At 65.8% G+C, this 12521-nt stretch carries 10 protein-coding genes and 4 tRNA genes; 2 read left to right on the top strand and 12 right to left on the bottom strand.

Going from position 1 to position 12521, the window contains the following annotated elements:
- Positions 1-5 precede the first annotated feature (5 nt).
- Entirely contained in the window at positions 6-1268 is a 1263-nt protein-coding gene (locus tag H7A86_RS11050; protein ID WP_119131917.1) for a TIGR03862 family flavoprotein, read from the top strand.
- On the opposite strand, the gene H7A86_RS11055 is transcribed toward H7A86_RS11050, so the two are convergent.
- Positions 1252-2544 carry a nucleotide sugar dehydrogenase gene (locus H7A86_RS11055; protein WP_119131916.1) on the bottom strand — a complete coding sequence of 431 codons (1293 nt, stop codon included), beginning with the start codon at positions 2542-2544 and terminating at the stop codon, positions 1252-1254. The genes H7A86_RS11050 and H7A86_RS11055 overlap by 17 nt on opposite strands.
- Before the next feature lie 142 nt (positions 2545-2686).
- On the opposite strand from H7A86_RS11055, the gene H7A86_RS11060 reads away from it, so the two are divergent.
- Positions 2687-2770, top strand: a tRNA-Leu gene (locus H7A86_RS11060).
- A gap of 351 nt (positions 2771-3121) precedes the next feature.
- Here the strand turns inward: H7A86_RS11060 and H7A86_RS11065 are convergent.
- From H7A86_RS11065 to H7A86_RS11115, 11 genes are all read right to left on the bottom strand, one after another.
- A tRNA-Gly gene (locus H7A86_RS11065) sits at positions 3122-3197 on the bottom strand.
- 80 nt (positions 3198-3277) lie between these two features.
- Positions 3278-3351 (bottom strand) — tRNA-Cys (locus H7A86_RS11070).
- Between the two features lie 68 nt (positions 3352-3419).
- Positions 3420-3495 (bottom strand) — tRNA-Gly (locus tag H7A86_RS11075).
- Between the two features lie 36 nt (positions 3496-3531).
- Positions 3532-4164: a CDP-diacylglycerol--glycerol-3-phosphate 3-phosphatidyltransferase gene (pgsA, locus tag H7A86_RS11080; RefSeq protein ID WP_016902574.1), complete on the bottom strand. Its 633-nt coding sequence runs from the start codon at positions 4162-4164 to the stop codon at positions 3532-3534.
- On the bottom strand, positions 4164-6020 hold the full coding sequence (gene uvrC, locus H7A86_RS11085; RefSeq protein WP_119128735.1) for an excinuclease ABC subunit UvrC: 1857 nt from the start codon (positions 6018-6020) through the stop codon (positions 4164-4166). Before uvrC ends, pgsA begins: the two co-directional genes overlap by 1 nt.
- Positions 6017-7435, bottom strand: coding sequence for a hypothetical protein (locus H7A86_RS11090; protein ID WP_180707860.1), 1419 nt, complete (start codon positions 7433-7435; stop codon positions 6017-6019). The genes uvrC and H7A86_RS11090 overlap by 4 nt, the downstream gene beginning before the upstream one ends.
- A 23-nt stretch (positions 7436-7458) precedes the next feature.
- Entirely contained in the window at positions 7459-7923 is a 465-nt protein-coding gene (locus H7A86_RS11095; RefSeq protein WP_119131914.1) for a low molecular weight protein-tyrosine-phosphatase, read from the bottom strand.
- Positions 7920-8699, bottom strand: coding sequence for a 3-deoxy-manno-octulosonate cytidylyltransferase (gene kdsB, locus H7A86_RS11100; RefSeq protein ID WP_119131913.1), 780 nt, complete (start codon positions 8697-8699; stop codon positions 7920-7922). The genes H7A86_RS11095 and kdsB overlap by 4 nt, the downstream gene beginning before the upstream one ends.
- Before the next feature lie 551 nt (positions 8700-9250).
- Positions 9251-10294, bottom strand: a complete 1044-nt coding sequence (gene lpxK, locus H7A86_RS11105) for a tetraacyldisaccharide 4'-kinase (RefSeq protein WP_119131912.1) — start codon at positions 10292-10294, stop codon at positions 9251-9253.
- Positions 10291-12060 carry a lipid A export permease/ATP-binding protein MsbA gene (gene msbA, locus H7A86_RS11110; RefSeq protein WP_119131911.1) on the bottom strand — a complete coding sequence of 590 codons (1770 nt, stop codon included), beginning with the start codon at positions 12058-12060 and terminating at the stop codon, positions 10291-10293. The genes lpxK and msbA overlap by 4 nt, the downstream gene beginning before the upstream one ends.
- A complete protein-coding gene (locus tag H7A86_RS11115) occupies positions 12057-12521 on the bottom strand; it encodes an ExbD/TolR family protein (RefSeq protein WP_102254224.1) in 465 nt (154 codons plus the stop codon). The genes msbA and H7A86_RS11115 overlap by 4 nt, the downstream gene beginning before the upstream one ends.

The following is a 12521-nucleotide window of genomic DNA, read 5'->3' on the forward strand; positions in this document are numbered from 1 at the left end:
GAGCAATGACGGATGCGAGCAAGCGGCGGCTGGCGGTGATCGGTGGTGGGCCGGCCGGTCTGATGGCTGCAGAAGCGGCGTGTGCGGCGGGCCTGGCGGTCGACCTGTACGAAGCCAAGGGGTCGGTGGGGCGCAAGTTCCTGATTGCCGGCAAGGGCGGGCTGAACCTCACCCACTCCGATCCGATGCCGGTGTTTGCGCAGCGCTATCGCGAGCGCACCGAGGCGGTCGCCTCGTGGCTGCAGGCGTTCGATGCAGACGCGCTGCGTGGCTGGGCGCGCGACCTCGGTGTGGAAACCTACGTCGGCAGTTCCGGACGCGTGTTCCCGATGGATCGCAAGGCCGCGCCGTTGTTGCGCGGCTGGGTGCGCCGACTCAAGGAACAGGGTGTGGCATTTCATGTGCAGCATCGCTGGCTTGGCTGGAGCGATGACGGCGCGTTGCGCTTCCATGCGCCCACCGGCGACGTCGAACGCACTGCAGATGCCGTGGTGCTGGCGCTCGGTGGTGGCAGCTGGCCGCAGCTCGGTTCCGATGGTCGTTGGCAACCGGTGCTGCAGGAACGCGGCATTGCGGTGGCACCGCTGGTACCGGCCAACTGCGGCTTCGACATCGCCTGGAGTGCGCATTTCGTGCAGCGACATGCCGGTGCGCCACTCAAACCCGTGGTTGCGCACTGGCAGGACCGCCACAGCACACCGCATCAGTTGCAGGGCGAGTGCGTGGCGACGTCCACCGGCATCGAGGGCAGCCTGATCTATGCGTTGGCTGCGGATCTTCGCGCGCAGATCGATGCGGATGGCGTGGCGGAGCTGGTGCTGGACCTGCTGCCGGGGCGCACGCTGGAACGCGTCAACGCCGAGCTGGAAAAACCGCGCAAGGGACGCAGTTTCAGCGAGCATCTGCGCCGTCAGCTCGGCATCGATGGCGTCAAGGCCGCCTTGCTCTACGAACATCTGGGCAAGCAGGCGGGCGACGATCCTGCGCTGGCAGCGCGCACGCTCAAGCGATTGCCGCTACGTCTGCTGCGACCGCGCCCGCTTGCCGAGGCAATCAGCTCGGCCGGTGGTGTGCAGCTGGAGGCGCTGGATGCGCGACTGATGGCGCGCGCGCACCCCGGAGTGTTCTGTGCCGGCGAAATGCTCGACTGGGAAGCACCGACCGGTGGCTATCTGCTGACTGCCTGCTTTGCCAGCGGATTACGTGCCGCGCATGGCGCGGTGCAGTGGCTGCGGCGACCGGGCGACCGCGCTACAGCCGATCGCTGACCGCATCGCGCGGCCATACCGATTTGACGTCATAGATCACCGCACCGGGTTTGCCTAGCGCTGCGATGCGCTGCGCGTCGTAGTCGCGGTATTGCGCGTGCGCCACTGCCAGCACCACGGCGTCGTAGGCACCCTCGTCCGCAAGCTCGCACAACTGCACGCCGGCATGATGCAGCGCTTCTGCAGGGTCGGCCCACGGGTCGCAGGTATCGACCTGCACGCCCGCAGCTTGCAGCAGCTGCACCAGTTCCAGCGCCCGGCTGTTGCGCAGGTCCGGGCAGTTCTCCTTGAAGGTGGCGCCCAGCACCAGCACCCTCGCCTGCGCAAGCACCACGCCACGCGTGGCCAGCATGCCGCAGACACGCTCGGCCACGTGCCGGCCGACGCGGTTGTTGACCTGGCGCGCGGTGTGGATCAGGTCCGGGTGATAGCCCACGCTTTCGGACTTGTGCATCAGGTAATACGGATCCACCCCGATGCAGTGGCCACCGACCAGGCCGGGCCGGAACGGCAGGAAATTCCATTTGGTTCCGGCCGCCTCCAGCACATCCAATGTGTCGATGCCCAGCTTGTCGAAGATCAACGCCAACTCGTTGACCAGCGCAATGTTTACGTCGCGCTGGATGTTTTCGACCACCTTGGCGGCCTCGGCCACGCGCATCGACGGTGCCCGCCAGGTGCCGGCGGTGATGATGCCGGCATACAAGGCGTCGACCGCATCGGCGGCTTCGGCGGTGGAGCCGGAAGTGATCTTGCGGATATCGCGCAGGCGCCGCTGGCGGTCACCTGGATTGACGCGCTCGGGGCTGTAGCCACAGAAGAAGTCGTCGTTGAAGCGCAAACCCGAGGCAGCTTCGAGCAAGGGCACGCAGACTTCTTCGGTGGTGCCCGGGTAGACGGTGGATTCGTAGATCACCAGGTCGCCGGGTTTGAGCGCGGCGGCGATCAGCGTGGTGGCACTGCGCAGCGGTTCCAGGTCGGGCTGCTCGAAGCTGTCGATCGGCGTCGGCACGGTGACGATGAAGATGCTGCACGCGGCCAGGTCCGCAGCGTTGGCGGTGTAGCGCAGGCGGGTGGCGGCGGCCAGCTCGGTGTCGTCCAGCTCCAGCGTGGCGTCATGGCCATCGCGCAATTGCCCGACCCGTTGCGCATCGATGTCGAAGCCTAAGGTGTCGCGCTGTTCGCCGAAGGCGACGGCCAGCGGCAGGCCGACATAGCCCAGCCCGATCACGGCGATGCGGGCCTGCTGCGGAGCGAGTAACGTGGTGCTGGACATGCGGTTCCTTCAATCGTGCGCAGCCGGTTGCTGCGCGCCTGCGCGGTGGCAGCATAGCGCAGCCGACCATCGGGCCATCAGTGCGGCGCGCCTGCGACGCGGCGATTCACAATCGGCGCGCAATCAGGCACGCTATCGCAATGCCCGGGTGGCGAAACTGGTAGACGCAAGGGACTTAAAATCCCTCAGCTGCAAGGCTATGCGGGTTCGATTCCCGCCCCGGGCACACGCTTATCGCGTTGCGAATCGCGCAACGCCATGCACGCACCGACTGGTCTCCGCAGTTGCGTTGTCGCTGGCATAGCGCATGGCGATCGGTCACACCTCTGCGTCGTGCTTGGGCAATGTATTGCGCGCCCTCAGGCAGCTCCCTGCCCCCGAAAATGATCGCAGGCGTCAATGCATATGCATCCCGGCCCGACGTGGAAGATCGTGAGCAGACCATGGATCGACGCCACGGCCCACTTCGACAGTGATGCGAAACTGCGTTGAACGAGATGGAGCTGCGCGCTTCTGCGTACCAGACGATCAACCAATAAAAAGCCCCGGATATCGCTTGATATCCGGGGCCTGAATTTGGAGCGGGAAACGAGACTCGAACTCGCGACCTCAACCTTGGCAAGGTTGCGCTCTACCAACTGAGCTATTCCCGCGTGGAGCAAAATTGTACAGCTTGTTACTTCGTTGCGCCAGTCCTGTCGTCGTTGCCGACGCATGAAAAACGCATGCAATGTGGAGGCCTGGGCCGGAATTGAACCGGCGTACGCGGATTTGCAGTCCGCTGCATAACCACTCTACCACCAGGCCGAAACATCAAACCCAAGGCATCCTGCCTTGAAACAACGAGACCTCGGGCAAGGGGCCTTGTCTACATCTGGAGCGGGAAACGAGACTCGAACTCGCGACCTCAACCTTGGCAAGGTTGCGCTCTACCAACTGAGCTATTCCCGCTTGGGAGGCGAAATTCTACAGCGAACAGCATCGCTGTCAACTATTGCTTTCGACTTTTTTCGGTTTGCTGGTGATCGCGGCTTTTTCGTCGGCACGCAGGCTCGGCCAGGCGGCCTGCAGGTACTGGAATCCCGACCACAGCGTCAGCAGCGCGGCGATCGCCAGCGTCCAGTAACCGGCACGGAAGATCAGGTTGCCGAACCAGATTTCGTGCGTGGGCATCTGCCCCGGCGTGACCGAATACAGCAGGCAGAGCAGCGCGACCATCTGCGCGGTGGTCTTGACCTTGCCGATCACCGCCACCCGCACCTTGGCGCGCTGGCCGATCTCGGCCATCCATTCCCGCAACGCCGACACCGCGATTTCACGTCCGACGATGACCGCCGCCCAGAACGCCATCCACGGCGTGGGGTGGCCCTGCACGATCAGGAACAATGCCACCGCGACCATCAACTTGTCGGCCACCGGGTCCAGGAATGCGCCGAAGGCCGAATACTGGTGATAACGCCGCGCGACCCAGCCATCCAGCCAGTCGGTGATGGCGGCCAGCGCGAACACGCCGGCGGACGCGAAATTGGTCCAGGTGTACGGCAGGTAGAACACCACGACCAACACCGGGATCATCACGATCCTCAGCAGTGTCAGCCACGTGGGGATGGTCAACTTCATTACGGACTCGACTCGCCTGCCGCATCGGGAAGCGCCAGCCCGTGCAGGTTAGCGTAGATTCGCGCGGCAAGTGCGGCATTGACGCCCTCCACCCGCGCAATCTCGGCCTCGCCGGCGGCCTTGAGCCCGACCAGGCCGCCGAAATGCTTGAGCAGGCTCGCGCGCCGGCGCGGACCGATGCCGGGGATATCCTCGAGCTTGCTGGTCATGCGCGCCTTCTGGCGACGGCCACGGTGACCGGTGATCGCAAAACGGTGCGCTTCGTCGCGCACCTGCTGGATGAACTGCAGTGCCGGCGATGCCGCGCCCGGCCGCAGCTCGCGGCCATCGGCCATGATCAGCGCTTCATGCCCTGCCCTGCGTTCCTCGCCCTTGGCCACGCCGACCAACAGCACGTTCTCGATGCCCAGATCGGCCAGCGCGCCCTTGGCCTGCGCCAGCTGACCGGCGCCGCCATCGATCAGCAGCACGTCGGGCAGTACGCCGTTTTCTTCCACCGCACGTCGAAAACGCCGCTCGATGGCCTGACGCATCGCGGCGTAGTCGTCACCTGGCGTGATCCCGGAGATATTGAAGCGCCGGTATTGGCCGCGCACCGGCCCGTTGGCATCGAACACCACGCAGGAGGCCACCGTCGCCTCGCCCATGGTGTGACTGATATCGAAGCACTCCACCCGCTTGACCTGCTCGGCCAGCCCCAGCATCTCGCGCAGTGCCTCGCTGCGTGCGTGCTGCGCGCTCTGGCTGGTGAGTTCGGTGACCAGGGTCAGCTGCGCATTGCGGGTGGCCAGCAGCAGGTAGCCGGCACGTTCGCCGCGCACGTTCCACTTCAACGTGACCTTGTGCTCGGCGGCGCTGCCGAGTGCGGCCTCGATCAGTTCGGCATCGGGAATTTCGCGATCGAGCAGGATCTCGCGCGGCGGCGAATGCTCTGCGTAGTACTGCGAGACGAATGCAGCCAGGATTTCGTCCGCGCTGTCTTCGCCATTGGTCTTGGGAAAGAACGAGCGCGTGCCCAGGTTGCGGCCATCGCGAAAACTCAGCAGCAGCACGCAGGCCTGGCTGGCTTGCGTGGCGCAGGCCAGCACATCCAGATCCGCCGCGCGGCCGTCCACGTACTGGCGATTCTGCATGCTGCGCAGCGAGGACAGCAGGTCGCGCAGACGCGCGGCGCGCTCGAACTCGAGCGCTTCGCTGGCCTGCTGCATCGAGTGCATGATCTCTTCGCCGAGCTGGTCGCTCTTGCCTTCCAGAAACATGGTGGCGCGGCGCACCGATTCGGCGTAGTCGGAAGCGGCGACCAGCTCCACGCAGGGCGCGCTGCAGCGACCGATCTGATATTGCAGGCAGGGCCGAGAGCGATTGCGGAACACGCTGTCCTCGCAACTGCGCAACTTGAACAGCTTGTGCATCAGGCTCAGCGTTTCGCGCACGCCGGTGACGCCGGTATAGGGGCCGAAATAGCGCCCCTGCACGGCGCGCGGGCCACGGTGCAGGGCGATGCGCGGCCACTGCTCGCGTGTCAGCAGCACGTAGGGATAACTCTTGTCGTCGCGCAATGACACGTTGTAGCGCGGCGACAGCGACTTGATCAGCTGGTTTTCCAGCAGCAACGCTTCGGCCTCGCTGCGGGTCACGGTGACGTCCATCCGCGCGACCTGCGACAGCATCGAGGTCAGCCGCGCATTCTTCGGCGTGCCGTTGAAATAGCTGCCCACCCGCTTGCGCAGCGCACCGGCCTTGCCGACGTACAGCAAGGTGTCGTCGCTCGCGTACATGCGGTAGACGCCGGGCGCAGTGCTCAGTTGGGCAGCAAACGCCTTTCCATCGAAATCGGCTTGGGGCCTTGCGTTCATTCTTCTATCGAAACATCGCGCAGTTCGCCGCTCGCCAGGTCGTAGCGCAACACGGCATGGGCATCGGTCTCGGCAATCCATACCGCGCCGGCGGCAACTGCCAGCCCGGCCGGGCCATGCAGGCGGCGTGGCAGCAAGACGGTGGTCAGTTCGCCGCCGCCCAGACGCAGGCAACGCAGGCGGCCGTTGCCGGTGTCGGCAATCCAGAGCATCGGCGAATCGGTAGCCAGGGCGATGGCTTGCGGAAACTGCAGGCGCGCCCTGCCGCGCGGGCCGTCCTCGTCGCCGAACTGCCAGGTGCCCTGCCCGCCGACCAGGGTCTGCACCAGATCGCCGCGCAATTGCATGGTGCGGATCGACGAGCCCAGGCCGTCGCAGACGTAGGCCACCTGCTGCACCGCGGCCAACCCGGCCGGCTGTGCGAACGCGGCCAGATGCCCGCTGCCATCGCGAATCTCGAGCGCGCCGGTACCGGCGCGTGCACTCAATGCGGCGCGACCCAGGTCATAGCTCCAGATGCGGTTGTCGCCCGCCATGGCAATCAATACCTGATTGTCGGCAACCGCCAGCCCTTGCGGGTAATGCAGCGCTGAGGCACCGGCGAACGCCAGCGGCCCCTCGACCGGCTCGCCGGAGCGCCCGGTGCCGCACAAGGTATCGACCTGCCCGCTGCGCAGGTTGATGCGACGCAAGGCGTGATTGCCGGTGTCGGCGACATACAGCTCGTCGCGTTCCAGCGCCAGGCCCTGCGGACGCCGGAACGCCGCTTCACCGACGCCACCATCGATGAAGTCCGCATTGCCATGACCGAACTGGCGCAGCACGCGGCCACCATGCGTGCATTCGAGCACGCGGTGATGACCGGTGTCGGCGATGTACAGGCGGTCCTCGGTGGCGGCAAGACCGGTTGGAAACCGCAGTTCCAGGCGCGGCTCGGGGTCGCGCTCGGCCACCCCATGCAGATCGGCATCCGATGGCAGCTGCTGGCCCTCGCACAGGGCGACCAGTGCCTTGTCGAGATCGCCAGTCACGCCGACCAGGCGCTGACGCTCGCGGCCGTAGGCATCGAGCAGCACCAGCGTGGGCCAGGATTCGATGCCGAAACGGCGCCAGGTCTCCCAGTCCCTGTCGAGCAAAATGGGGGCGCTGACACCATGACCGCGCAGCTGCTTGAGTGCGCGTTGCGGCTCGCGTTCGCTGTCAAAGCGCGGCACCTGCACCACGATCACCTGCAGCCGGCCGGGGCTGCGGGCCTGCCAGTGCGCCAGCTCGGCCAGGCGCTCGGCGCACCACACCGAGCTGGCATTGACGAATGCCAGCACCAGTGCACGCCCACGATGCTCCTGCAGCGTGGATGGCCTGGCGTTGAGCCAGGTAGGAAATTCCGGCAGTTCCTGGGTGAGCTGGGCAGTCATATCGTAATTATGCCCAAGCCCGATTAGCGGCGGGTGAGCCTGGCCACGGTCTGGCGCGCAGCGGTATCGACCAGCTGCCAGACACGCTCAAAATCGTCCATGCCACCGGTGTAGGGGTCGGGGATTTCGTCTCGCTCTTCCACGCCCGCCCAGGGCAGCCACAAGGCCAGCTTGTCGCGCAGCGGCGCCGGGGCGAGGCGTTGCAGATCACGCAGATTGCTGCCATCGGCGCACAGCAGCCAGTCGAAGTGCCCGAAGTCTGCCGTACGCACCTGGCGCGCGCGCAATCCGGAGATGTCCACGCCATGGCCGCGTGCACAGCGAATCGCGCGCGGATCGGGTGGGTCGCCGGCATGCCAGTCGCCGGTACCGGCCGAGTCGACCTCGATCCGCGACGACAAGCGCGCCTCCTCCAGCCGCGCAAGCAGGGCGCCCTCGCCCATTGGCGAGCGGCAGATGTTGCCCAGGCACACGATCAGCACCCTCATGCCGACGCCAGGCGGGTTTGCGCGCGCGCCAGATCGTCCGGGGTATCGATGCCCGGCGGAAACTGCTCGGGCGTCACTGCCACCGCGATGCGGTAGCCGGCCTCCATCACGCGCAGTTGTTCCAGTGACTCGATGCGCTCCAGCATGCCGGGCGGCATTGCGGCAAAGCGCTGCAGAAACCCCGCACGGTAGGCATAGATCCCGATGTGGCGCAGCCACTGCCCGTCACCAGGCAAGGTGTCGGGCTGACTGGCAAAGCTGTCGCGATGCCAGGGAATCGGCGCGCGGCTGAAATACAAGGCGTCGCCGCCAGCACTACGCACCAGCTTGACCACATTGGGATCGAACAGCTCGTGCGCGTCGTCGACCTGCGCGGCCAGCGTGGCCATCTCGGCACCGGAGTGCAGCAGCAACTGGGCCACCGCACGGATGCCGGCCGCCGGCGCGAACGGCTCGTCGCCCTGCAGGTTCACCACGCAGGTGTCGGCCTCCCAGCCGGCGATCCGCGCGCACTCGGCAAGCCGGTCGGTTCCCGATACGTGCGCATTGCCAGTCATCGCCACATGCACGCCGGGCAGGCCGTCGATCACCTCGGCAACGCGCGCATCGTCGGTGGCCACCCAGACCTCGCGCGCCCCGGCCAGCAGTGCCCGCTCGGCCACATGCTGGATCATCGGGCGATCGCCGATCAATTGCAGCGGTTTGCCCGGCAAGCGCGTGGACGCGTAGCGCGCGGGAATGGCGACGACGAAATCTGCAGGCGTTGAGTTAGTCATACGTGCGCGCTCTGGAAAACTGGAATGTGTGAGGAAACGAGATGACCACATCGCATCATGCACCCGCGTGATGCTTGAAGTTTTTACGCATAAAGCATCCACGACTTCGAACCATTGCATCACGGAAACGCGGTTCGATGCTTAAGCAAAAGCTTAAGTGAATCGAGGGCGCGGTGTCCTCACCGCACCAGAGAGTTGGTCGCTGGCCACGTGAAAAGCTGGTTGTCGCTTGATCTGCACCGGACGTCGAGAAAGCGTATCAGTGTCGGACAACGCACCTCTCGCACTGCTTTTTAAACTGTGCGCACCGACCATCCCGACTGGTCCTTGCCCGCCCACCGTCGCGGGACCTTGAGCGGCATGGATGCCGCGCCAGAGCCTACACGGACGTACTTGCGGCGTGTCCTGCGATGGTGGGTGGGCAAGGACCCTGCAGCCAAGCCAGGCATCAAAGCCGATTGTCGCACCCAGCACTTCAGGACAGCTCGGAAAGTGCCCAGCGCTTTAGATCGCTGAAGGGTCCATCCACGGCGCCATTGCTGGCGCCGCGCTTACACGCCTTGCCGACTCGCCAACTTGTCCAGGCGATCCAGCAGACTCACCCAGAACGCCGCCGGCAACTCTGCTTTGAGCGGTACGCTGTACAGCCACTCGTCGGCGAAGGGCCGGCATTTGACCGCGTCTTTTTCGGTCATCAGCACCGGCAGGCGGCTGCCGAAACTGAAGTCGGCGGCGCGATAGACGTGGTGATCGGGAAAGGCATGCGGCACCACGCCGATGCCGCGCGCGCGCAGCATCGCGAAGAAGCGTTCCGGATGCGCAATCCCGGCCACTGCATGCACGCGCTGGCCGGCCAGCCTGCTCAATGGCTGAGCGCGCTTGCCATCCATCGGTTGCACGCTGTCGATGCTCAGGCGCATCTGCCATTCGCCGAATCCGGCGTCATCGGGCGCGGGCACGGGTGTCGTCGTCGCTGCGCTGGCCTGGCCCAGATTGACCACGCGGAAATCGCAGTCGCGCGCACGCGCCGCCGGTTCGCGCAATGGCCCGGCCGGCAACAGGCGCCCGTTGCCGTAACGGCGCTGGCCATCGACCACTTCGATCTCCACATCGCGGGCGAGCCGGTAGTGCTGCAGCCCGTCGTCGCAGACGACGATGTCGCAGCCCGCTTCGACCAGGGCGCGCGCCGCGGCCAGGCGATCGCGGTCCACGCGCACGCGTGCGCCGGTTTTCCAGGCGATCAGTACCGGCTCGTCGCCGCCGAGCGCCACCGGCGTGTCCGCCTCGACCCAGCGTGCAGTATCCGACGCCTCGCGGCCATAACCGCGACTGGCGACGCCGGGCGTCCAGCCGGCTTCCTGCAACTTGGCGACCAGGGCAATCGTCAACGGGGTCTTGCCGGTGCCGCCGGCGGTGACGTTGCCCACCACGATCACCGGCACCGGCACGCCGTGGCGCTTGCGCCAGCCGCGGCGATACAGCGCGCGTCGCAGCGCGATGGCTGCACCGTAGACCGGCGCCAGCAGCCGCGCCGACAGCGGAATCGGCGCATTGTCGTACCAGTAGCCCGGCGTGCGGGCGCCGCGCTTGCTCATGCCTGACGTTCGCGAAACTGCATGCCGTGCAGATGCGAGTACAAGCCACCCTGCTCCAGCAATTGGCGATGGGTGCCGCGCTCGACGATGCGACCCTGGTCCATCACCAGCACCTGGTCGGCATGCTCGATCGTGGACAGGCGGTGCGCGATCACCAGGGTGGTACGGTCCGGCATCAATTTATGCAGGGCGTCCTGCACCAGGCGTTCGGATTCGTTGTCCAGCGCCGCAGTGGCTTCGTCCAGGATCAGGATCGGCGCGTCCTTGAGCATCGCGCGCGCGATCGCCAGACGCTGGCGCTGGCCACCGGACAGGCGCCCGCCCTTGGTGCCCACGTGCGACTGCAGGCCTTCGGGCAGCTGCGCGACGAACTCCATCGCATTGGCGCCCAGGATCGCGCGTTCCAGCTGGCCGGCGTCGGCACTGCGCATTTCGCCATAGGCGACGTTGTCGGCGATGCTGCCGTCGAACAGCATCACCTGCTGGCCGACCAGGGCGATCTGCCGACGCAGATCGGCCAATGCGTACGCCTGCACCGGGTGCCCGTCGAGCAGGATCTGCCCGGACTCTGCCTCGTAGAAGCGCGGAATCAACTTGATCAGGCTGGACTTGCCGCTGCCGGAACGCCCGACGATCGCCGTCACCGTGCCCGGCTGCGCCACGAAACTGACCTCGGCCAGGGCCGGATTCACCTGCCCCGGATAACGCGCAGTGACGTTGCGGAACTCGATCAAGCCCTTGGCGCGCATCAGCGGCACCGTGCCCTGATCCGGCTCGTCGGCACTGTCGAGCACCGAGAACAGGCGCTCGGCCGAGGCCAGGCCGCGCTGCACCATGTTCTGCACATTGGTGAGCTGCTTGAGCCCGGGAATGATCGTCAGCATCGAGGTCATCAGCACTACGAAATCACCTGCGGTCAGCCGCCCGGCCAATGCCTGCGCACCAGCCACGAACAGCAGCGCCGACAGACCGATCGCGCCGATCATCTGCACCGTGGCGGTGGAAATGCCGCGCGTGGATTCGACCTTCATCGCCAGCCGCAGATTGCGGTCGGCCAGCGCGCCATAGCGCTCCATTTCGGTCTGCTGGGCGCCGTAGATCTTGACCTCCTGGTGGCTGGACAAGGTCTGGTCGGCCGCCTGCAACAGATGCGCGCCGCTTTCCTGGATGCTGTGGCTGATGCGGCGATAGCGCCGCGCCACCTTGTCCATCACCCAGGCCAGTACCGGCGCCAGCACCAGGATGGTCAGCGTGACCTGCCAGCTATGCCACAGCATCAGCGCCAACGCGCCGATCACCTGCAGCGACTGCTGGATCATCACCTTGACCGCATCCACCGCCGCCTGCGCCACCTGGTCCGAGTCCGAGCCCAGGCGGATCAACATCGACGGGACCGGCTCGGAATCGAAGCGCGACCCCGGCAGACGCAGGTATTTGGACATCACCTTGACGCGCAGATCGCGCGCGATGCTGCGTGCGGATTTGCCCATCGCCATATCGGTGATGTAGCCGGCGACCCCGCGCACTACGAACAACAGGATGATCTGCACCGGCAGCCAGCGGCTGACCTCGGCATTCTTGTAGATGAAGGTTTCGTCGGTGATCGGCTTCATCAACGCCAGAAAGCCGGTCGTACCTGCCGCCTCGATCAGCGCGGCAATCAGCGCGGCAACCAGCAACAGGCGATACGGCTTGGCGAAGGCCAGCAGGCGACGGTACGTGCGCCAGGACGAAACTGGCGCCGGGCGGTCGTTGGAGGTGGTCACTGGCGGGTTCCGTTAGTGCGGGTCTGGCCGGTCGTGGATGTCGCCCCGGCTTGAGGCGCTGTGGCGATCGCGATGCGGCGGAAGCCGAGTTGCCCCAACGCATCCTGCGCGGTCACCACCGCTTGATACGGCGTGCGTGCATCGGCACGCAACAACACCGTCTGCTCGCGGTCGTCGCCGGCGAGCTGGGCGATGGTCTGCTTGAGCGAGTCCACGTCCGAACGCAGCACTTCCTGATCGTTGATGAAATAACGCCCATCGGCATTGACCAGCACGCTCAGCGAACGTGGCGGTGTGCTGCTGTGCTGGTCGCTGGCGGTCGGCAGCTGCAATTGCAGCGTGGAGCGTGCGTCGAAGGTCGTGGTCACCACGAAAAAGATGATGAGGACAAGGATGACGTCAATCAATGGCACCAGATCGATATGCGGCTCGTCCTGGCTTCGGTCACTGCCGATGCGCAT

The organism is Xanthomonas euroxanthea, from assembly GCF_903989455.1.
Taxonomy (GTDB): Bacteria; Pseudomonadota; Gammaproteobacteria; order Xanthomonadales; family Xanthomonadaceae; genus Xanthomonas; species Xanthomonas euroxanthea.